We start from the raw sequence: 21,559 nt of genomic DNA, 5'->3' as shown, positions 1-21,559 counted from the left end.
GGGGATCAGGCCCATGAACCTCGTAAAACAAAGCCCACTGCTCGCACAGTGGGCTTTTACGGTCAGCTATTAGTCACGCAGTTACTGAGGGGAGACTTCGGTCTTCGGTTTGCCGAAGTGCCATTCGTAGACCACGAATTTGAAGTCTTTCAGGTCGCCTTTCTCGTCGTAGGACAGCTCGCCGGTCGGGGTCTTGAACTTGCCGGCGTGAATGGCGGCTGCCACCTTGTCGGTGTCTTCGGACTTGGCCGCTTCGATGCCTTTGGCGATCAGCTCCACAGCCGAGTAGGCCGGGAACACGAACGGGCCGCTCGGGTCCTTGCCGTCAGCCTTGACGGCGTCGACGATGGCCTTGTTCTCAGGGTCGGCGTCGAACGACTTCGGCAGGGTGACCAGCAGGCCTTCGGAAGCACCTTGGGCGATCTGCGAGATGGAGTCGTTACCCACGCCTTCCGGGCCCATGAACTTGGCTTTCAGGCCCTTTTCCTGGGCTTGGCGCAGGATCAGGCCCAGCTCTGGGTGGTAGCCGCCGTAGTAGACGAAGTCGACGTTGTTCTGCTTGAGCTTCTGGATGATCGAGGAGAAGTCCTTGTCACCGGCGTTCAGGCCTTCGAAGACGGCAACCTTGGTGCCTTTTTTCTCGAGGGTTTGCTTGACCGCGGTGGCGATGCCTTCACCGTACTGCTGCTTGTCGTGCAGAACGGCAACGACCTTCGGCTTGACGTGGTCGGCGATGTAGTTGCCGGCAGCCGGGCCCTGGGCGCTGTCCAGGCCGATGGTACGGAAGATCAGCTTGTAGCCACGGGCGGTGATTTCCGGCGAGGTGGCGGCCGGGGTGATCATGATCACGCCTTCGTCTTCATAGATGTCGGACGCTGGCTGGGTGGAGCTGGAGCACAGGTGGCCGATGACGAACTTGACGCCGTCGTTGACCACTTTGTTGGCGACTGCCACGGCCTGTTTAGGGTCGCAGGCGTCGTCGTATTCCTTGGCTTCGAGCATCTTGCCATCAACGCCGCCCTTGGCGTTGATATCCTTGATGGCCTGCTTGGCGCCGATGAACTGCATGTCGCCGTACTGAGTCACAGGGCCGGTTTTAGGGCCCGCGATCCCGATCTTGATGGTATCGGCGGCAAACGAATGGCTGGCTACCCCGGCCAGTACCATTGCGGCGAACAGCTTGGAAATCTTGATCATAGTGCTCCACTCATTCTGTTGTAATTCTTATAGTCCTGGCGGCCAGGGCTACAGACCGGGCGGGATATGCGGCATGGCCACGCCACACTGCATGCCCACCTTCCCCCGGAACATGTCCCGGAACTGTACCGGTACAGTGTAGAGCGCTGTTCGCGCGCTTGAAAAGCATGCAAAAAGTGCCTGGTTCACGGGTTGTCGCATGGTCGACACAAAGATACAGAAAAGCGCCATCACTTTGCCTGCATCCTCGGCTCCACCCCACAACTTCGGAGCCAATCGACCAAATTACATATTTGAAACCGGGTTTTTCTGCAAAAATGCCGGCCTTTTTTCATTGGCCAATTTGCGGGTAAAAACCCATGACTGATCAAACAAGCACCCTCTATGCCAAATTGCTCGGCGAGACGGCAACAATCGAGTGGAAGGCTTTGGAGCGTTTCTGGGCCAAGGGTGACCTGATTTGGGTCGACCCCAGCCTCGACCTGATCGAGGTTGCTGCGGCGATGGCCGAGAATCGCAGCGAAATCTTTGCCAAGTGGCGCAGTGATGGCACTGTCGGGCCGCTCAGCGCCGAGCAAGCGCTCGACCTGCAAAGCCGCGAACCAGAGATCTGGGCAGTGGTGGTTTCGCCGTTCATCGTGATTCAGACGAAACAATCGGAATAACACTGCGCTTTTTTAGTGCGTAAAAATACGCAGCCGCTCCATCATGGTGCTCGTTGACGCTCACGTAAGGTGGAAGTTGGTAACAGTGCTGGGCTGATTCGGCGTTGCGGTAACAGTTTACGGCATGCGTAATCGCGAACCCGGTCAAAGGCACGAATTGGCAGGCGTGCTCGTAGCGGTCATAGTGCGCAGTTTGTCTGGTGTCATTGATTATCAGAGGAGTTGTTCATGAGTACTGCACTGCCTTCGCTGGGGTTTGCCGGGATTGGCCTGATGGGGTTGCCGATGTGCCGGCGCCTGTTGGCCGCAGGTTATTCGATGACGATCTGGAACCGCAGCCCGGACAAATGCGCCGCGTTGGTGGCCGAAGGTGCGCAGTTGGCTGCGAGCCCCGCCGAGTTGTGCCGTGACAGCGACATTGTCCTGCTGTGCCTGGCCGACACCGCAGTGGTGCGCGAGGTGGTGTTTGGCGAGCAAGGCATCGCCGAGGGCGGGCGCAGCGGGCAGTTGCTGGTGGACTTCTCCAGCCTCGAGCCGACTGCGACCCGGGAAATGGCCGCCGAACTAGCTGCCCTGTGCGGCATGGCCTGGCTGGATGCCCCGGTATCCGGTGGCACGCCAGGGGCCGAGGCGGGCACCTTGGCGATCATGGTGGGTGGCGAGGTCGCCGACCTGCAGCGGGCGCGCCCGATTCTGCAGGTGCTCGGCCAGCGTGTTACGCACATGGGCGGCGTGGGGGCAGGGCAGGTGACCAAGGCCTGCAATCAGATGATCGTGGCCTGCAATGCCCTGGTGATTGCCGAGGTGGTGGCGTTGGCCGAGCAATCAGGTGTCGACGCCACCTTGATTGCCGAGGCACTGGCCGGTGGCTTTGCCGATTCGAAGCCGCTGCAGATCCTGGCGCCGCAGATGGCCGAAAGCCGTTTCGAACCGATCAAGTGGCATGTCCGCACCTTGCTCAAAGACCTCGACGGTGCCGTCAAGCTTTCTCGCGAGCAGGGCACGGCAACACCGCTCAGTGGCCTCGCCGCGCAGTTGATGCGCCTGCACGGTAGCCAGGGTTATCTGCAAAAAGATCCGGCGACCCTGGTAGAACTGTATCGCAACAAGGGCTGAACGCCGTGTCTTGGCGGTCGAGCTGGTCAAGCAGCGGGCGCAGCTCGCTGATGGGCACTGGGCGGCTGAGCAGGTAGCCCTGCAGGTAGTCGCAGCCGTTGCGGGCCAGGAATTCGTGTTGCTCGACGGTTTCGATGCCTTCGCAGACCACTTCCAGGTGCAGGGTATGGGCCATGGCGATGATGGCCTGGATGATCTCGCGGTCCTTCTGGCTGGCGGGCACATCCTGCAGGAATGAGCGGTCGATCTTCAGCACGTCCAAAGGCAGGCGCTTGAGGTAGGCCAGCGACGAATAGCCGGTACCGAAGTCATCGATTGACAGGCCGACGCCCTGGCCACGGATGCGCTTGAGCAGATTGACGGTCTGCTGGATGTCACCCATCAGCGCGTTCTCGGTGACTTCGAGCTCCAGGTGGCGAGGTGCAAGGCCCGCTTGGAACAACGCCACTTCCACTTCGTTGGGCAAGGTTTGGTCGCCCAAGGTCACGGCCGAGCAATTGACCGTGACCTTGAGGCTGGCAAAGCCATGCCGGTGAAGCCGGGCCAGGTCTTGGCAGGCGTGGCGCAACACCCACAGGTCGAGGTCGACGATCAGACCGTTGGCCTCGGCAATGCCGATGAACCGGTCAGGCCCCATCATCCCGTGCAGGGGGTGTTGCCAGCGCACCAAGGCTTCGAGCTTGGCCACCTGGCCGGTGCGCAGGTCGAAGATGGGTTGGTAATGCACGCACAAGCCGCGCTCCTCAAGCAAGGCAACGCGCAGCTCCTCTTCTAGTTGCAGTGCCAGGCTGGCGCGGCTTTTCAGGCTGCTGTTGAAAAAGTGCAGGCTGTTGCGCCCGCTGCCCTTGGATTGGTAAAGGGCCAGGTCGGCATGCTTGAGCAGTTCCTCGGCCGTCACGCCGTCCTCGGGGAAAATGCTGATGCCAATGCTGGTGGTCATGACCATGCGCCGGCCACCCAGATCGATCGGCTCCTTCATCCGCTGCATGATGCGCTGGGCCAGGTGGCACGCCTCTTCGCGGTTATTGAGGCTGGTGACCACACAGAATTCGTCGCCGCCGAAGCGGGCGACCAGGTCGTGGCTGCGGGTGGCAGCCTTTATGTGGTTGGCGATCACCTTGAGTAGTTGGTCGCCGGCGTCGTGACCGAGGCTGTCGTTGATCCGCTTGAAATGGTCGATGTCCAGGAACATCACCGCCAGGCGGTTCTCGCTGGCATCCAGCTCCGCCAGGCGTTCGGCGAAGATCTGGTTAAAGCCGCGGCGGTTGACCAGATTGGTCAGGGCATCGTAGTGAGCTGCTTGCTGCAGTAATGCGCGGGCCTGGTCCAGTTGGCTGAGCAGCACACCGTAGCGGCGCAGGTCGTCTTCCTTGCTTTGCAGCTTCTTGTCGGCCAGGGCGGCGCTGATGCTGCTGCCGCTGATCAGCAAGGTGATGAAGGCCACGGTCAGCCCCAGTTGCAGGCTGTTGTCGGCCGATGGCAGGCTCAGGGCCGTAGAGGCCGGAATCACCAGGGTCATGGCGGCCATGGCGGTGAAGTGAGTGGCGACGATGCCGCCGGCCATCAGCAGGCTGGCGCCATATTTCATGGTCTGGTGCAGGGTGCCGCTGCCGTTGCGGAAGTAACGAGCCAGCAGCAACGCGGCCAGGCTGGTCAGCAGGGCGATGGCGGCGCTGCTCAGCAGCAGGGTGCTCTGGTAGTACTGCAGGGCACCGGTCTGCAGCGCGGCCATGCCGACGAAGTGCATGAGGATGATGCCCAGGCCGATGAGCAAGGCGCTTTGCAGGTAGTGGCGTAGGCGCATGTCGGCGCGGTCGAGGCTGCTCATCGCCATCCACGCCACCACCAGTGCGATCAGCAGTGACAGGCCGGTCAACGACACGTCGTAGTGCATTTCCACCGGGGCCCGGAACGCCAGCATGCTGATGAAGTGCATGGCCCAGATGCCGCCGGCCAGGCAACAGGCACCGAGCATGCGCCACTGCCGCTGCGCGGCAGCGTGTTCGCTGTGGGATTGGCGTTCGGCCATGTCCAGGGTGGCGAAGCAGCCTGCGCTGGCCACCGCAAAGGCGATCAGAATCAGCAGCGGTTCATGGCGGCAGTCGATGACGATGCGCCCGGTAACCGGCAGTTCGGTGAACAGTTGCAGCCCCAGCCAATCCATTGCTTGCCCTTTGCTCGAGTTTTCACTCGTCTCCGTTCAAGCCGTGTGGAGACTGTTCAGGGGCAGTATAGAAACAGGCGGTTAAACCTTCCTGAGTAATGGCACTTTGATCTCAATTATTTGGTTATGAGGAAAATAGCGGGGCGGCATAACGAACTGAGGGGCGCCAAGCGCCCCCCAGTGATGTGGCAAACCGATCAGCCGGCGACCAGCACGCGAATCGCTTCGAGACGCAGCGCGGCCTTGTCCAGCATGGCCATTCCCTGTTCACGCTGCTTGCGCAACGCATCGATCTCGCTGTCACGCACGCTCGGGTTGACCGCCTGCAGCGCGGTCAGGCGCGCCAGCTCTTCATCGGCCTCGGCGGCCAGGCGGCGCTGGGCTTCGGCCACGCGCTCGACGTGCACCGGCATGACCTTGGCTTCACCACCGCTGATGCGCTTGGCCAGCACGTCGCGCTGGGCCTGGACGAACTTGTTGGCGCTGGCACGCGGCACGCTTTCGAGCTGGTCGTTGAGGGTTTCGAACGCCACGCGCGAAGCGAGGTCGTTGCCGTTGGTATCGAGCAGGCAGCGCAGCGCCGCGGGTGGCAGGTAGCGGCCCAGTTGCAGGCTGCGTGGCGCCACCACCTCGCTGACGAACAGCAGTTCGAGCAGCACGGTACCCGGCTTGAGCGCCTTGTTCTTGATCAGCGCGACCGCGGTGTTGCCCATCGAGCCGGACAGCACCAGGTCCATGCCGCCCTGCACCATCGGGTGTTCCCAGGTGAGGAACTGCATGTCTTCGCGCGACAGTGCCTGGGCGCGGTCGTAGGTGATGGTCACGCCTTCGTCGTCACCCAGCGGGAAGCTCGCGTCGAGCATCTTCTCGCTCGGCTTGAGGATCAGGGCGTTTTCCGAGTGGTCTTCGCTGTCGATGCCGAAGGCGTCGAACAGGGTTTCCATGTAGATCGGCAGAGCGAACTGGTCGTCTTGCTCAAGGATCGCTTCTACCAGCGCCTGGCCCTCACCGGCGCCACCGGAGTTGAGCTCCAGCAGGCGGTCACGGCCGCTGTGCAGCTCTGCTTCCAGGCGCTCGCGCTCGCCACGGGCCTCACTGACCAGTGCGGTCCAGGCCTTGGCATCGCCGCCTTCGAGCATCGGCAAAAGGCGTGGGCCGAACTGGTGCTGCAGGGCGTTGCCGGTCGGGCAGGTATTGAGGAAGGCATTGAGGCCATCGTGGTACCACTGGAACAGTCGCTCCTGCGGGCTGTCCTGCAGGTAGGGAATGTGCAGTTCGATGGTGTGCTTCTGGCCGATCCGGTCGAGACGGCCAATGCGCTGTTCGAGCAGGTCCGGGTGGGCCGGCAGGTCGAACATAACCAGGTGATGGGCAAACTGGAAGTTGCGGCCTTCGCTGCCGATCTCGGAGCAGATCAGCACCTGGGCGCCGAATTCCTCGTCGGCGAAGTAAGCGGCGGCGCGGTCGCGCTCGAGAATGCTCATGCCTTCGTGGAACACCGTGGCCGGAATACCCGAACGCACGCGCAGGGCGTCTTCCAGGTCCATGGCGGTTTCCGCGTGGGCGCAAATCACCAGGACTTTGGTGCGCTTGAGCATCTTCAGGGTGTCGATCAACCAGTCGACCCGTGGGTCGAAGCGCCACCAGCGCTCGTCATCGCCGACTTCACCCTGGGCCTGGAAGGCCACTTCCGGGTACAGCTCGGCGTGTTCGCCGGCGGGCAGCTCCTGGTACTGCTCAGGGTTGGCCAGCGGATACGGGTGCAGCTGGCGCTCGGGGAAGCCCTGGACCGCTGCACGGGTGTTACGGAACAGCACTCGGCCGGTGCCGTGGCGGTCGAGCAACTCACGGATCAGGCGGGCGCTGGCCTGGGTATCGCCATCGTTGACTGCCGCCAGCAGGGCTTCGCCCTCGGCGCCGAGGAAGCCTTGAATGGTGGCATGGGCCTTGGGCGACAGGCGGCCTTCTTCAAGCAGCTCTTGCACGGCCTCGGCCACCGGGCGGTAGTTTTCACTCTCGGCGCGGAACGCCGCGAGGTCGTGGAAACGGTTGGGGTCGAGCAGGCGCAGGCGGGCGAAGTGGCTGTCCTGGCCGAGTTGTTCGGGGGTGGCGGTGAGCAGCAGCACGCCCGGGATGACCTGGGCCAATTGCTCGACCAGGCTGTATTCGGTGCTGGCCTGCTCTTCATGCCACACCAGGTGGTGCGCCTCGTCGACCACCATCAGGTCCCAGCCCGCAGCGAACAGTGCGTCCTGGGCCTTTTCGTCATCCACCAGCCATTCCAGGGCGACCAGCGCCAGCTGGGCATCCTCGAATGGGTTGCTGGCATCGCTTTCGATAAAGCGCTCGGCATCGAACAGGGCGACCTGCAGGTTGAAGCGCCGGCGCATTTCCACCAGCCACTGGTGCTGGAGGTTTTCGGGGACCAGGATCAGCACGCGGCTGGCACGGCCGGACAGCAGCTGGCGGTGAATCACCAGGCCAGCCTCGATGGTCTTGCCCAGGCCTACTTCGTCGGCCAGCAACACGCGCGGCGCGCTGCGGTCGGCCACTTCGCGGGCGATATGCAACTGATGGGCGATCGGTTGCGCGCGGCAGCCACCCAGGCCCCACAGCGACGACTGCATCTGCTTGCTGGTGTGGTGCAGCGTGTTGTAACGCAGGCTGAACCACGACAGCGGGTCGATCTGCCCGGCAAACAGGCGGTCGCTGGCCAGGCGGAACTGGATGAAGTTCGACAGCTGGGTTTCCGGCAGGGTGCGCGGCTGGTTCTGGCCATCCAGGCCGTGGTAGACCATCAGCCCGTCGATGTCCTCGACCTCGCGCACGGTCAGCTTCCAGCCTTCGAAGTGGGTGATCTGGTCACCTGGCGAGAAGCGCACGCGAGTCAGCGGCGCATTGCGCAGGGAATACTGGCGGGTGTCGCCAGTGGCCGGGTAGAGCACGGTCAGCAGGCGGCCATCCTGCGCCAGGATGGTCCCAAGGCCGAGCTCCGCTTCGCTGTCGCTGATCCAGCGTTGCCCCGGTTGATACTGCTGCGCCATACTGCCTGAACTCCCGCGATGAAAAAGCCGGCTATGTTAACGGATAGGCCGGGCGGACCATAGACCAGAAGTCCATCAGTCTAGCTGTTTCATCGCAGAACACCGTCTTGCTGACGAGGGCTAAGCACCGATATGCCGCTCAAGCACCGCTGGTTGCACACCTCCCTGGCCATGGGCAGCTTGCTGCTGCTGGCCGCCTGTGAACAGAAAAATTTCGAAACCCTGCCCGCGATCCCGGTCGAGCAGCTCGAAGTGCTGGGCGTGCAGACGCCGATCAAGAGCGTGCACTTTCGTGACCGTGACGGCGAAGGGCTGCTGGTGCTAAGCCGCAGCGATGGCCAGGCGGTCGATGCCGAGTCCGAGCAGGAAGTCGACAAGGTGGTGCTCAAGGCCACCTTGTACGGACGCACCGCCGACAGCGACGCGTTCAAGGCGCGCTGGCAGATCGAGCAGGAAACCACCTGCCCGGGGCTGGACCTGGATGTCGACTTCTATTCCGATGTCAGCGACGTCAGTGACCTGAACAAGGACGGTGTCGCCGAAGTGACCGTGGCCAGCCATGCCTTCTGCGGTGGCGGTATCGATCCGCATGACATCGCCATCGAAATGCGCGAAGGGCAGAACGTCTACACCGTCACCGGCCAGTCACTGATCACCCCCGCAGGTGAAGAGCCGGTCGGCGGCGAGCGTGAAGACAGCGCTTCGCTGAAGAATGCGCCGCAGGTGCTGCGCGAGCATATGGATGCGGTCTGGCAGCAGGTCTACAAGCGGCCTTGGAGCGAAGCCAGCACGCCGGCCGACGACGACGCTGAGGACGATACCGAGTGACGGTTGTCTATATTGGCATGACGCGGCCGTGACCGGCCGCTCGTCCATTTGACCCTCAAGCTCGCTAACGGACGGCCGATACAATCGGCACAGGAGAATTTCCATGCTGCCGCCGATCATCCCGCTCAGTGCCGCCCCCGTGACCTCCCAACAGGATCCGGTCAAACCGACACCCGACATCAAGCCGGTGGTGCCTGTGCAGCCTTCGTCCAACGAAAGCGCCATCGACCTCAAACAGCAGCGTGACCCGCAGGAGCAGGCGTTGCTGCTGCGTGAAGAGCAACGCCGACAGCAGCAGCGGCGCAACGGCAAGGGTGATGCAGAACGTTACAGCGCCGTGCCAGGCGACGATGTCAACGCCGACAATACCGTGCCGGTGGCGCCTTTGATGGGTGAGCACCAGCGCCAGGGCCTGTTGGTCGACATCGAAGTCTGACGCGGGGCTGGTCATGGCCGGCGCCTGGCTTCATGATGCAAGTCTCTGTAGATCGTCGAGCCCACCCCATGAGCCAAGACAACCTCATCGACTTCGATGCCGAGCGCGCCAAGCGCGTCCATGACCTCAAGGAAAAACGCCTGAACGAAGTGCGCCAGGCGTTCGAGCAGGCGATGCCGCTTGCCGCCGCGAAGAAAAAGAAGCCCAAAGGCAAGCCCAAGAAGCGCTGAAACTTGACGCAGGTCAACCCTGCACCCGCCTCGCGTGCCCGGTCCCGGGCAGTATTGACCCTGATCAATTTTCCCCGCCCCCGTATTCGTTACCTTGCATCCATCGGACAACGGCAAGCGAATCGGGAGGCCAGCATGTTCTTCGACAATGTGGTTATCGCGGGCGTGGTAACGGTCGGGTTGATGGTTGCATTCTTTGCCGGTCTGGGCATTTTCATCTGGAAGGACTCGCACAAGCGCAAGCCGCGCTGACCTTTCGGAATCACGAGCACGCAAGGCATTTAGGGCGACTTCGGTCGCCTATTTTTTTGCCTGCGTTTTTTGCCAATAAAGATGATTAGCTAGCTAATTAATCGTCCTGGCTGTATCCTTCGCTCCATTGTCTATCGTTTATCCAATCACCCCTGTGCAAGGTCCGTTTCGTGCCCATCACCTTCCAGGCCCTGTTTACACCCAGCAGCCTCGCCATCAAGTTCGCCATCAAGACCCTGCTTGGAGCGGGCCTGGCGCTATGGCTGGCCATGCGCTGGGGGCTGGAGCAACCCTCCTGGGCGTTGATGACCGCGTTCATCGTCGCCCAGCCGTTGTCGGGGATGGTGGTGCAGAAGGGCTTGGCGCGTCTGGCAGGCACATTGGTCGGCACGGTCATGTCGGTGGTGTTCATCGGCCTGTTCGCCCAGACCCCATGGTTGTTCCTGATCACCCTGGCGCTGTGGCTGGCCCTGTGCACGGCGGCCTCCACCCAATTACGCAGTGCCTGGGCCTACTCGTTCGTCCTGGCCGGCTACACCGCAGCGATCATCGCCTTGCCCGCCATCAATCATCCCTTGCAGGTGTTCGACCAGGCGGTGGCGCGGTGCACCGAAATCTGCCTGGGTATCTGCTGTGCCACGGCCAGCAGTGCCCTGATCTGGCCGATGCGGGTCGAGCAGCAGCTCGCCGGCCAGGCGCGGCAGGCCTGGCAGAACGGTCTGCAGGCGGCAAGCGCCATGCTAGGGGGCGAAGATGAAGCGCGCAAAGGGCTGCTGGACAGCCTCGGTCGCATCGTTGCCATCGATACCCAGCGCGAGCACGCCTGGTTCGAGGGCCCGCGCGGGCGGCAACGGGCCAAGGCCATTCGCGGACTGAGCCAGAAACTCATGGTGCTGTTGCGTATTTCACGCTCGGTGCGCCGGCAGTGGCGGCAGCTGGACGAGCGCGAAGCCGGGCGCCTCGCGACCTGGCTTGAAGAGGTACGGGCGCAGTTGGCCAACCCGGACCAGCCGAGCTTGCTGGTGTTGCGTCAGCGTATCTGGGACGCCGCGCATGATGAGCAGATCAGCTCCGCCGAGCACTTTTGCCTGGCGCGCATGGCTTTGCTGCTGGACTACGCCATGGCCGCCACCCAGGCCCTGGACGAAGTCGAGGCGGGCAGGGCGCCGAAGGATGTATCTCAGGGCCTGGCGGCGCATCGCGACTGGTCGTTGGCCTTGTTGTTCGGCTCACGCAGTGCCTTGGCCTTTCTGGTGATGAGCAGCTTCTGGCTGGCCACCGCCTGGCCGTCTGCGCCTGGCGGCCTGGTGCTGACTTGCGTGGTGTGCAGCCTGTTCGCCAGCCGTGAGAACGGCGCGCAGATCGGCCTGAGCTTCTTGCGTGGCATCTTGCTGGCGATCCCGGCTGCCTTCCTGGTCGGGCAGATCATTCTGCCGCAGTGGAGCAGCTTCGCCATGCTCTGCCTGGGCATGGGCGTGCCGCTGTTCTTCGGCGCGCTGGGCATGGCCCATCCGCGCACTGGCGCCACGGCGACCTCCTATTGCCTGCATTTTGTCGTGCTGGTCTCGCCGCTCAATGCCATGACGTTCGGTGTGGCGACCCTGCTCAACAGCGCCCTAGCCATGCTGGTGGGCGTCGGCGCTGCGGTACTGGCGTTCCGTTTGCTGGTGTTCCGCCACCCGGCCTGGCTTGGCCGGCGCCTGCGCGCGGCAACCCAAAATGACCTGGTGCGCCTGACGCGGCGCGAGTTGCGCGGTGCCGACAGCTGGTTTGGCGGGCGCATGGCCGACCGCCTGATGCAGCTGGCCCGGCATGCCAGCGAGCTGCCGGCCACCGAGCGCAAGCGCTGGGATGATGGCCTGCATGGGCTGGATATCGGTGACGAGCTGGTGCACTTGCGCATGTGCCTGGCAGTGGCCCAGGTGCCACTGGGGAACGCTGAGCGCGAGTACCTGCAGCAGGTAGAGGCGGTACTTGCCAAAGGGCCGGGCGCTGGCCGTGGGCAGCGCCTGGATACGGCCAGCGAGCAGTTCATCGCCGCCTTGCAGCGGGCGCCGGCCAGCGACCCGTTGCGCCTCGCTCAGGGTGCAGTGCTGCAGTTGCAGAGCAGTTGGGCTAAATGGTGCCGTGCGCAGGAGGATGCCCATGGGCTTGCGTGAGTGGGCGCTGGGTGGTGTGCTGCTCAGCCCGTTCTTGATTTATGTGCTGATGGCGCTGGCGCTGACCGGGCTGTTGCGCCTGGTGGTACAGGCCACGCCGCTTGGGCGCTGGATCTGGCATGAAGCGCTGTTCGACACGGCGTTGTTCGTATGTGTGCTGTACCTGGTCGTTCGCCTGCTCGGGCCTTTGTAAGGAGTGATTCAATGCGTGCTGTCGTCCGTACCCTGGTGACCTTGTGTGTGGTCGCCATTGCCGTTCTGGCCGGCTACAAGCTCTGGCAGTACTACATGCTTACGCCATGGACGCGTGATGCCCGGGTGCGCGCCGATGTGGTGGTAATTGCCCCGGACGTGTCTGGCTGGGTGCGTGAACTGAAGGTACAGGACAACCAGCAGGTCAAGGCTGGCGACCTGTTGATGAGCATCGACCGCGAGCGCTTCCAGGCCGCATTCGACCAGGCCAATGCGGTGGCAGAAACCCGCGCCCAGCAGTTGCACCTGCGTGAGCGTGAGGCGGCGCGGCGCACGGCGTTGGGCCCCGAGGCGATCAGTGCCGAGTTGCGCGAAAACGCCCAGATCAATGCCGCTGTCGCTCGAGGCGAGCTGCATGAGGCGCAAGCACAGTTGCAAGTGGCCAAGATCAACCTGGCGCGCAGCGAGGTGCGAGCACCGCGTAGCGGGCATATCACCAACCTGCGCCTGGCCCAGGGCAACTATGTGAACACCGGTGAGTCGGTGATGGCTCTGGTGGATGATTCGACGTTTTACATCCAGGCCTATTTCGAGGAGACCAAGTTACCGCGCATTCGGGTTGGCGATGAAGTGAAAGTCTGGCTGATGGGCGCGGGCGATGCGATGCAGGGCCATGTGGAAAGCATCAGCCGGGGCATTACCGACAGCAACAGCAATCCGGATAGCCAGCTGCTGCCGGTCGTGGAGCCGACCTTCAACTGGGTACGGCTGGCGCAGCGGATACCGGTGCGGATCAAGCTGGAGCAGATTCCCGAAGGCGTGCACTTGAGTGCGGGGATGACCGCTAGCGTGCAGGTACATGAGGATCAGGCGCAACAGTGATTGCCATTGGGGCTGCTTCGCAGCCCATCGCCGGCAAGCCAGCTCCCACACCGACCGCGCAAGCCCACAGGTTTGTGCAGTACTTGTGGGAGCCGCGCTTGCCGGCGATGGGCCGCAAAGCGGCCCCAGGTTTTCTGCCTTAAAGGAACATCCCGCCAGACACTTCCAGGCGCTGCCCGGTAATCCAGCCATTGCCTTCCTCCAGCAGGAGCGCAATCGCAGCGCCGATATCATCGGGCAACCCGACCCGCCCCAGCGCAGTATTGCCGGCAATGAAATCATTGACCTGCTGGTTGTCGCGCACCACCCCGCCACCAAAGTCTGTCTCGATCGCCCCCGGTGCGAGGACATTGACGCGGATGCCGCGTGCTCCCAGTTCCTTGGCCTGGTAGCGGGTCAGTACTTCCATCGCCCCTTTCATGGCCGCATAGGCGGCATACCCGGGCAGCGCAAAACGCGCCAGCCCGGAAGAGATGTTGACGATGCGCGCGCCATCCACCAGCAACGGCAGCATCCGCTGGGTGAGGAAGAACGGCCCCTTGAGCTGGATGTTCATCAACTGGTCGAACTGCGCTTCGCTGGTTTCGCTGAACGGCACATTCAGGCCGATGCCGGCATTGTTCACCAAGAAGTCGAAGCGCTCACGGCCAAACTGCTGTCGCAACGTTGCGCTCAGGCGTTCGGTAAAGCCGGCGAAGCTGCTGCTGTCGCTGACATCCAGTTGCAGCATGGCGGCTTTGGCGCCAGCCGCTTCCACCGCTTTGGCCACGTGCTGGGCTTCGTCGGCCTTGCTGTGGTAGGTGCCGATGATGTCGATTCCGCGTGCGGCCAGATGTTCGGCGGCATTGCGGCCCAGGCCGCGGCTGGCGCCTGTGATCAAGGCGATCTTGCGAGTCATGTCGAATTCCTCGTGGGTGGTGGATGAGACACAGGGTATTGATCGTTTTGTGGCTGTTAAATCCAGCCATATCGGAAATACTGTTCGCCTAAGCCGAACAGTCGAGGCGGAACATGAACAAGCTGGAATTGCTGCGTACGTTCGTTCGGGTCAGCGAAGTGAGCAGTTTCACCCTGGCGGCAGACAGCCTGGGCCTGCCGCGCTCGACGGTATCCGAGCAGGTAAGGGCGCTGGAGCACTTGCTTGGCACGCGCCTGTTCAACCGCACCACGCGGCGCGTCCAGGTGACCCAAGACGGTACGTTGCTGTATGAGCGAAGCAAGGACCTGCTATCGGGCATGGACGAGATCGAGGGCCTTTTTCGCGCCAACGATGCCGAGCTGGCCGGCTGCCTGCGGGTCGACATGCCGACCATGATGGCCCGCCGTGTGATCATTCCGGCCTTGCCACAATTTTTGTCGCGATTTCCCAGGCTGGAAGTGGAGATCAGTTGCACCGACCGTCAGGTCGACCTGCTGCGCGAGGGTTTTGACTGTGTCATGCGCATCGGTGCGCTGAGTGACCTGGATGTCGTGGCGCGGCCTATCGGCCACTTGAGCATGCGCAATTGCGCCAGCCCCGCCTACCTTGAACGTTGTGGCGTGCCGCAGAGCATTGCCGGCCTGGCCGGCCACCACTTGGTGCACTATGTGCGCAGCCTGGGCGCGCGCAGCGCGGGCTTCGAATACATGCAGGGCGGCCAGGTGTGCTTTCAGCCCATGGCCGGCGTGGTCACGGTCAACAATGCCGAGGCCTACTCGGCGGCGTGCCTGGCGGGCCTCGGCCTGATCCAGGTGCCTGCGGTCGGTGTGGCGCACCATCTGGCAAGCGGCGAACTGGTGGAGGTGATGCAGAGCTGGCAGGCCCAGGCCATGCCGGTGTCGTTGCTGTATGCCCGGCAACGGCATGTGCCACGCCGGGTCCAGGCCTTCATGGGCTGGCTGGGCGGGCTGCTGGCGTCGCAGGTCGACCCGATGCCCGGCGACGAAAACCTTGGCGCTGCGATAAGCACATGAGCTAGGCTGCCCACTGCGCGTCGCCCACCAGAGGCGACCGTTACCTGCCTGGCGTGCGTCACTTCCGTTCATTTGCGAGGTTACGTCATGGCCATCACTTCCCAGGATATCTGCAGCGCTGCCGACCAGCTCAATGGCTTTGTCGGCTTTCATGGTAAGCGCGGCGTCCATATCGTGCGGTTTTCCGAGGACGCGTTCGGTATGGACGTGGCGGACGACAGCATCACCCCCTGCAGTGAATTCGTCTGGCGGCCGCAACAAGGTGCGCGCATGGCGCTGTGCCGGGAGCGCCTGGCGCTGTTACTGGAACAGCATGTGGATGACCGGCTGAACATCGGTGAGCCGCTGCGCCTCTACCTGCGGCGTCGCGACCTGCCGGAGATCGTGGCGGAGCGTTCGCTGCGCTGAACCGCGCTTCAAAGGGCGCCTGCGGACCACCCAGGTTGCTGTTGCAGCAATTGCTCGAAGCCGGCCTTGTCCAGCGGCCGGCTCAGATAAAAACCCTGCACCTCATGGCAGCGGTCTTTCTGCAGCGCCCGCAATTGTTGCTCGGTTTCCACGCCCTCGGCCGTCACTGTCAGCCCCATCGCTTCACCCAGGTTGATGATCGCCTGCACCACGGCGCGATCGCTGCTGGCGGTATTGGCCAACCCGGCGATGAAGCGCTTGTCGATCTTGATGCTGTCGAACGGGTAGGTCCGCAAGTAGCCCAGTGAGGAATACCCCGTGCCGAAGTCATCCATGTTCAGCCGCACGCCCAGCTCCTTGAGCGCGAGCATGGTGCCCAAGGCGCCCTCGATGTCGTTGAGCATGACGTTCTCGGTAATCTCCAGCTCCAGCTGCTGGGCTGGGAAGGTGGTTTCAAGGAGGATTTCGCGAAGGTCGGCGACCACGTCACTGCGCATGAACTGCGCAGGTGACAGGTTGACCGAAACCAGCAGGTGTTGTGGCCAGCCGAGTGCATGGCGGCAAGCCTCCCGCAGCACCCAGCGGCCCAGCGTGACGATCAGCCCGCTTTGTTCGGCCAGCGGGATGAAGGTATCCGGCGCGAGCAGGCCTTCTTGCGGGTGCTGCCAACGCAACAGGGCTTCGACCGAGACGATACGCAGGTCGCTCAGGCGGTAGCGTGGCTGGTAATGGATGACGAATTCATTGTTGTTGAGCGCGCGGCGCAGGTCGTTTTCGAGCTGCCGGCGGTACTGAATCTGTTGGTTCATCTCGGCGGCGAAGTAGCGCCAGGTGCCCTTGCCATCCGCCTTGGCCTGGTACAGGGCGATATCGGCGCAGCGGATCAGTTCGCCGGCATCGAAGCCCTGGCTGCGTGTCTGGGCGATGCCGATGCTCACACCGATGTGCAATGGCTGGTTTTCAAAGGTAATCGGTTGCTGCAGCAACTCCACCAACCGCCGACAGAGGCGGTCAATTTCGCTGCGGTTCTCCATGCTTTCCAGCGTCACGACGAATTCATCACCACCCAGGCGTGCGACCAGGTCGACGTCGCGGGTGGTGTCCCGCAGGCGTGCGGCCACCTCCTGCAGCACCGCATCACCCGCCGCATGGCCGAGTGAGTCGTTGATCGGCTTGAAATTGTCCAGGTCGAGTAGCAGCAAGGTCAGTGGCGGCGAGTCGCTGCCGCGCAACAGGGCTTGTTCAAGATGCCGGGCCAGCTTGTTGCGATTGGCAAGGCCGGTGAGCGGGTCGTGCAGTGAAAGGTGCTGGATGCGCGCATGGGCTTCGACTTCGTCGGTGATATCGCTGGCAGTACCGCGAAAGCCGGCGAGCTTGCCATCGAGGCGGATTGCCCGCGCCGATATTCGGCAATAACGGTTCAGGCCGTTGTGGTCCCTATAGGCGCAACGCAGGTTGGCCGGTTGTTCCGGGTCGCTGTCGAGCTGCCCATCGAGCCAGGCAGACAGCGGCGTGGTTTCGCAACTGAGTAGCTGATTCAGCGGCTGGCCAAGCCAGGCCTCGACCGGGTCGCCGGTGACACTGACGAACCGCTGGGACAGGTAGGTGAGTCGCTGGTGCCGGTCGGTTTCCCAGATCCAGTCGGACGCGGCCTCGGCGACTGCGCGAAAACGTTGCTCGCTGGCTTCCAGGGCCTGGTTGCTCTTTTGCAGGCGCTGCAGGCTGAGATCGATGGCGTGCGAGCTGCGCAACGCATGGCGAAACAGGTACAGCATCACCAGGCCCAGTATCAGCAGCGCGCAGAGCAATGGGGGCAATACGGCCCAGAGCAGCTGACGCCCCGGCAGCGGGCTGATCCAGGCGAGGCGATAACCGGTGTTGCCCAGGGCGACATGCTGGTGACCGTGCTGGTGTTCTTCGTTCTTTTCTATGTGCATGCGCGCAAGGCCTGCCCCTTCGCCCAACTGCGCGAGCTTGGCTTCGGTGAGCTGGTCGACGAACAGCATGACCGGTGCCTGGCTCACGTCCGCTGCGGTGACGTCCTTGTCCGGGCGCACGGCGGCGGCGCTGAGTACCGCGGGCCAGTTGTTGAACATGACGAAGCGAGTGACCTGCTCGCGGGCACTGGCGGCTGCGCGTGCGGCAGCGATGATTTCAGCCAGGGGCGCATCGATGAAACTGCCCGCAGCGGCTTCGGTCGGTGCGCCTTTGAACAGCGCGTAGGTGGTGCGCTGGTCTTCGACCACGAATACGCCTTCGTAACCGCTGGCGCTATACAGCGATTCACCGATGTTCTTTTCTTCATAGGCCCAATGCCAGTCGACCTTGCCGGCCAGGTGCTCGTAGGCGGTATCCCACACGGCGTAGCTGGACAGAAACTGCCGAGAGGCCAGCAGGCGTTGTTCCAGTGCCTGGTTGGCATGGAAGGCACTGCGTTGTTGCTCCTGCTGGTCGAGGGTGGCCGCGATATTGAACAGTGCACCCAGGGTGACCACGCAGGCCAGGCCGAAGACAAGACAGAAAACGCCGATCAGGCGACGGACCTGAAGACGTGGGGGAGGGCTGGCGGTCCTGGCCATGCGCGAACGACTCCTTGATGACTGCAGTCTCCCCCGCCGATCAACCAGCCAGGAGGTTCAGTCAGGATAGGCCAGCCTGAGCGGGGAGGCCTCGCCTTGGGCGAAATTGACCTGGTCACGCCCGCAGCGCTTGGCGCTGTACAGCGCCTTGTCGGCCTGTTCCAGCCAATGCTCGGCGGACTGCAGGTGGGTGTCGAAAGCCGCCAGGCCGATGCTCAGACTGATACGCAGGTGCGGCAGTTGGGGGTTGCGGTAGCTGGCGACCTGCTCGCGCAGCCGCTCCATCGCTTGGCAGGCCTGGGCTTCGCTGGTGGCGGGGAGGATCAGGCAGAATTCGTCGCCGCCATAGCGCCCGGCCTGGTCGGCTTCGCGCAGGTTGCGCTTGAGCGCCTCGCTCAGCTGGCGCAGCACGCAATCGCCGACCACGTGACCAAAGGTGTCGTTGATGGTCTTGAAGTGATCGATGTCCATCAGTGCAATCACGGCGGACGACTGTTGTTGCCGGCAGGCCTGGAACCGGAGCAGCAGCAGGTCTTTCCAGGCACCGTGATTGAGCAGACCGGTCAGGCTGTCGATCAGGCTCAGGGCGCTCAGCTGTCGCTTGTGTTCGCCCAGTTTGATCGCCAGGCGGTAGCACACCCAGCCTAGCGCCAATGGATAGAGTGTCAGCATTGGCAGGCAGGCGTAGATTTGCAGTGACGTGGCGTTCAACTGCAGCCCGGTGCCCAGCAGTGCGCTGGCCAGCAGCATGCCGGCCAGCTGAGCCGATACGCCGTGAACGACCAGGCGCTTGCCGCCTGCGGCCACGTTGTTCATGGTCATCATCGACAGCACGGTCACGGTCGGCAGCGGGTTGAAGTGCATGGCGGCAGTCCAGAAGCCGCCCAGTAGCGAGTCCAGCAGCAGGTTGCGTTGTTCGGCCTGGTAAGGGGCCGTCGAACGCGATGCCCGGTGATAGGCGACATGGGGCCAGAACAGGCCATTGAACAGCAACAGCACCCAGACCCAGGTGGGAGGTGACAGCGGTGCCACGGCAGCGGCTACGCTGAACAGGCCGATCCCCAGGCCGATGACGCGCGGCAGGTAGATGCGCTTGACGAATGAAAGTCCCTTGCCGCTGCGATTGTCCATCATGGTCGTTGTTCTTCTGCCGGGGTGCCGTTTATCGCATAACTCACGTGAATATTGTTGAACAGTGTTTCATCTACGAAAAATGACCTTACAAGCCAATTCACGGTTGATGTGATCCCAGTGGGGTAACATGAAGCCTTTCCTCTTGCTTGGAGTGTTGCTGCTCATGGCTCCCATGGCTAATCCTGGCGACCAATCGGCGCCACAGCGGGACGGACGTTTTCACAATCAGGCCAGCCTGCCCCAGGATGGCGTGCTGAAGAAGCTGCGCATCGGCCTCAAGTACCTGTTCCTGCGCAAGCCGCCGGAAACCCGGCCGGCGGCAGCAATTACCGTGCAACCCATGACCCGCCAGCAGGTGCTCGATGCACCGGACCACAGCCTCTGGCGCCTGGGGCACTCCACGGTATTGCTGAAGCTTCGCGGTCGCTACTTCATTACCGACCCGGTTTTTGCCGAACGCGCCTCACCGGTGCAATGGGCCGGGCCGCAGCGCTTTCATGCGCCGCCGCTGGGGCTCGATGAACTGCCGCCGCTGACGGCGGTGATTCTGTCCCATGATCATTTTGATCACCTCGATGAGCAGGCGATACGCCGACTGGCCTCGCGTACCGAGCACTTCCTGGCGCCGCTCGGTGTGGGTGATCTGCTGATCGAGTGGGGTGTGCCCGCAGCAAAGGTCACGCAACTGGACTGGTGGCAGGAAACCGAAGTGGAGGGGGTGCGTTTCGTCGCCACACCCGCGCAACACTTTTCTGGGCGCGGCCTGTTCGACAGTAACCGGACCTTGTGGGCCTCGTGGGTATTGATAGATGACCAGACACGTGTGTTCTTCAGTGGTGATACCGGCTACTTCGCCGGCTTTGCCGAAATTGGCCAGCGCTTTGGGCCGTTCGACCTGACGTTGATCGAGACCGGCGCCTACAATGTGGCCTGGCCCAACGTGCACATGCAACCTGAACAGAGCCTGCAGGCACATCTGGATCTGCGCGGGCGCTGGATGCTGCCGATCCACAACGGCACTTTCGATCTTTCTACCCATGGCTGGCAGGAACCGTTCGAACGCATCGTTGCCCTGGCCGCTGCGGCCCAGGTGCGGCTGAGCACGCCGCAGATGGGCGAGCGGGTGAGCATCGATTCACCGCACGAAGGGCAAAACTGGTGGCAGCCGCATCCGGCACGTCAGCGGGGCAGGGCAGCCGAGCGGGCGTTGGCGGCGCGTTGAGTTCAGTCCCGGTCTTGCTGCTGGCCCGCTTTCTCTTTTAATAGCCGTGAAGGCGGCTTGCCGCTATCGCTGCGTACCTGGGCATGACTGATCAGGGCGAAGATGAAACTGCCACCTATGATATTGCCGGCCAGGGTCGGCAAGGCGAACGCCAGCCAGAAGCTGCGCCAGGTTTCGTCGCCGGCCCACACCAGATAGGAAACTTCCACCGAGCCGACGACGATGTGGGTGAAGTCGCCCAGCGCCATCAGGTAGGTGATCATAAGGATGATCCAGATCTTGGCCTGCTCCATGGACGGGATCATCCAGACCATGGTGGCGATCATCCAGCCCGAAACGATCCCTTTGGCGAACATCTGGCTGATGTCGTTCTTCATTACCTTGCGCCCGACCTCAAGGAAGGCCACATCGGTCTTGCTGTCGAAGATCGGCAGTTCGAGCATCACCCAGGCCACCAGCAAGGTGCCCGCCAGATTGCCCAGCAGCACCACGCTCCACAGCCGCAGCAAGCGACCGATGTTGGTCAGGGTTGGTGTGGTCATGATGGGCAGCACGGCTGTGAGGGTGTTTTCGGTGAACAGTTGCTGGCGTGCCAGGATCACCGCAAGAAAGCCCGCGCTGTAGCCGATGCTGGCGATGACCTGCGCGCTGTCGCCTTCAGGCAAGCGAGCATAGAACAACCCCATGGCCATCAGTGACAGGCCCATGGTCAGGCCGGCGGCAAGGGCTGACCACCACAGCGCCGCGAGCGTACGCTCCAGTTCCTGGTCGCCCTGGGAACGAATGATCTCGTGTAATACCGCAGCCCGCGGCGGCTGGTTATGGCTGATTTCTTTCTCTTCGTCCGCCGACAAGCCAGGGGTCTTTTCGCTCTGCGCATCGCTCATGGCCGTTACGCTCCATTGGTGGTTTCTCAACAGAGCGGTGCTTCATGCATTTAGTTGCCAAGCGGGCCCAGATGAAGATCGAAAGTTTTTTTAGATCAAGGTGTTGACTCTAATTTCAAAGCGCGTATTATTCGCCTCCTCGCAGCGATGAACGCAACGAGGCAAGCGGTAACTGGTTGAAGTTGAACGCTTTTGAAAGAAAGCAGAATCG

General features: G+C 62.7%; 19 protein-coding genes. 12 read left to right on the top strand and 7 right to left on the bottom strand.

The annotated features are described in order from the left end of the window. Nucleotides 1-81: 81 nt before the first annotated feature. Nucleotides 82-1,197 carry a branched-chain amino acid ABC transporter substrate-binding protein gene (locus APH28_RS22155; protein ID WP_060512664.1) on the bottom strand — a complete coding sequence of 372 codons (1,116 nt, stop codon included), beginning with the start codon at nucleotides 1,195-1,197 and terminating at the stop codon, nucleotides 82-84. A gap of 359 nt (nucleotides 1,198-1,556) precedes the next feature. Between APH28_RS22155 and APH28_RS22145 the strand changes: the two genes are divergently transcribed. Together APH28_RS22145 and APH28_RS28285 are read left to right on the top strand one after the other, a co-directional pair. Next, nucleotides 1,557-1,862 (top strand): DUF2288 domain-containing protein, encoded by a 306-nt coding sequence (locus APH28_RS22145; protein ID WP_060512662.1) that lies wholly within the window; start codon nucleotides 1,557-1,559, stop codon nucleotides 1,860-1,862. Nucleotides 1,863-2,090: 228 nt separating this feature from the next. Next, on the top strand, nucleotides 2,091-2,978 hold the full coding sequence (locus tag APH28_RS28285) for an NAD(P)-dependent oxidoreductase (protein WP_082432368.1): 888 nt from the start codon (nucleotides 2,091-2,093) through the stop codon (nucleotides 2,976-2,978). On the opposite strand, the gene APH28_RS22135 is transcribed toward APH28_RS28285, so the two are convergent. After that, complete coding sequence (locus tag APH28_RS22135; RefSeq protein ID WP_060512660.1) at nucleotides 2,878-5,142, bottom strand: bifunctional diguanylate cyclase/phosphodiesterase; 2,265 nt, start codon at nucleotides 5,140-5,142, stop codon at nucleotides 2,878-2,880. The two genes, APH28_RS28285 and APH28_RS22135, sit on opposite strands and share 101 nt — an antisense overlap. 197 nt (nucleotides 5,143-5,339) lie before the next feature. Further along, a complete protein-coding gene (gene rapA / locus APH28_RS22130; protein ID WP_060512659.1) occupies nucleotides 5,340-8,186 on the bottom strand; it encodes an RNA polymerase-associated protein RapA in 2,847 nt (948 codons plus the stop codon). 132 nt (nucleotides 8,187-8,318) lie between these two features. Here rapA and APH28_RS22125 point away from each other — a divergent pair, with 132 nt between their 5' ends. From APH28_RS22125 to APH28_RS22100, 7 genes are all read left to right on the top strand, one after another. Continuing rightward, a complete protein-coding gene (locus tag APH28_RS22125) occupies nucleotides 8,319-9,014 on the top strand; it encodes a M949_RS01915 family surface polysaccharide biosynthesis protein (protein WP_060512658.1) in 696 nt (231 codons plus the stop codon). Nucleotides 9,015-9,117: 103 nt separating this feature from the next. Further along, nucleotides 9,118-9,450: a hypothetical protein gene (locus APH28_RS22120; protein ID WP_060512657.1), complete on the top strand. Its 333-nt coding sequence runs from the start codon at nucleotides 9,118-9,120 to the stop codon at nucleotides 9,448-9,450. A gap of 68 nt (nucleotides 9,451-9,518) precedes the next feature. Then, a complete protein-coding gene (locus APH28_RS28905; RefSeq protein ID WP_177334287.1) occupies nucleotides 9,519-9,680 on the top strand; it encodes a hypothetical protein in 162 nt (53 codons plus the stop codon). Nucleotides 9,681-9,815: 135 nt separating this feature from the next. Further along, a complete protein-coding gene (ccoM, locus tag APH28_RS29350; RefSeq protein ID WP_060512656.1) occupies nucleotides 9,816-9,932 on the top strand; it encodes a cytochrome c oxidase subunit CcoM in 117 nt (38 codons plus the stop codon). 170 nt (nucleotides 9,933-10,102) lie between these two features. Next, a complete protein-coding gene (locus APH28_RS22110; RefSeq protein ID WP_060512655.1) occupies nucleotides 10,103-12,091 on the top strand; it encodes an FUSC family protein in 1,989 nt (662 codons plus the stop codon). Next, on the top strand, nucleotides 12,078-12,284 hold the full coding sequence (locus tag APH28_RS22105) for a DUF1656 domain-containing protein (protein ID WP_060512654.1): 207 nt from the start codon (nucleotides 12,078-12,080) through the stop codon (nucleotides 12,282-12,284). Before APH28_RS22110 ends, APH28_RS22105 begins: the two co-directional genes overlap by 14 nt. A gap of 11 nt (nucleotides 12,285-12,295) precedes the next feature. Next, entirely contained in the window at nucleotides 12,296-13,165 is an 870-nt protein-coding gene (locus APH28_RS22100) for an HlyD family secretion protein (protein ID WP_060512653.1), read from the top strand. Between the two features lie 139 nt (nucleotides 13,166-13,304). On the opposite strand, the gene APH28_RS22095 is transcribed toward APH28_RS22100, so the two are convergent. Then, nucleotides 13,305-14,063 (bottom strand): SDR family NAD(P)-dependent oxidoreductase, encoded by a 759-nt coding sequence (locus APH28_RS22095; protein ID WP_060512652.1) that lies wholly within the window; start codon nucleotides 14,061-14,063, stop codon nucleotides 13,305-13,307. A 113-nt stretch (nucleotides 14,064-14,176) separates the two neighbouring features. Between APH28_RS22095 and APH28_RS22090 the strand changes: the two genes are divergently transcribed. Beyond that, entirely contained in the window at nucleotides 14,177-15,118 is a 942-nt protein-coding gene (locus APH28_RS22090; RefSeq protein ID WP_060512651.1) for a LysR family transcriptional regulator, read from the top strand. An 87-nt stretch (nucleotides 15,119-15,205) separates the two neighbouring features. Then, nucleotides 15,206-15,526 carry a DUF2025 family protein gene (locus APH28_RS22085; RefSeq protein ID WP_027918918.1) on the top strand — a complete coding sequence of 107 codons (321 nt, stop codon included), beginning with the start codon at nucleotides 15,206-15,208 and terminating at the stop codon, nucleotides 15,524-15,526. 8 nt (nucleotides 15,527-15,534) lie between these two features. On the opposite strand, the gene APH28_RS22080 is transcribed toward APH28_RS22085, so the two are convergent. Both APH28_RS22080 and APH28_RS22075 read right to left on the bottom strand, forming a co-directional pair. Next, a complete protein-coding gene (locus APH28_RS22080; RefSeq protein ID WP_060512650.1) occupies nucleotides 15,535-18,105 on the bottom strand; it encodes an EAL domain-containing protein in 2,571 nt (856 codons plus the stop codon). Between the two features lie 57 nt (nucleotides 18,106-18,162). Beyond that, nucleotides 18,163-19,236, bottom strand: coding sequence for a diguanylate cyclase (locus tag APH28_RS22075; protein WP_060512675.1), 1,074 nt, complete (start codon nucleotides 19,234-19,236; stop codon nucleotides 18,163-18,165). Between the two features lie 130 nt (nucleotides 19,237-19,366). On the opposite strand from APH28_RS22075, the gene APH28_RS22070 reads away from it, so the two are divergent. Next, nucleotides 19,367-20,461 carry an MBL fold metallo-hydrolase gene (locus APH28_RS22070; RefSeq protein ID WP_082432367.1) on the top strand — a complete coding sequence of 365 codons (1,095 nt, stop codon included), beginning with the start codon at nucleotides 19,367-19,369 and terminating at the stop codon, nucleotides 20,459-20,461. A 2-nt stretch (nucleotides 20,462-20,463) separates the two neighbouring features. Here the strand turns inward: APH28_RS22070 and APH28_RS22065 are convergent, their stop codons facing one another. Beyond that, nucleotides 20,464-21,348, bottom strand: a complete 885-nt coding sequence (locus APH28_RS22065; protein ID WP_060512648.1) for a formate/nitrite transporter family protein — start codon at nucleotides 21,346-21,348, stop codon at nucleotides 20,464-20,466. Nucleotides 21,349-21,559: the final 211 nt, after the last annotated feature.

Source organism: Pseudomonas sp. NBRC 111124 (assembly GCF_001320245.1).
Classification (GTDB): Bacteria; Pseudomonadota; Gammaproteobacteria; order Pseudomonadales; family Pseudomonadaceae; genus Aquipseudomonas.
Note: the sequence above shows the minus strand (reverse complement) of the source record. Positions and strands in the feature narration are given on the sequence as shown.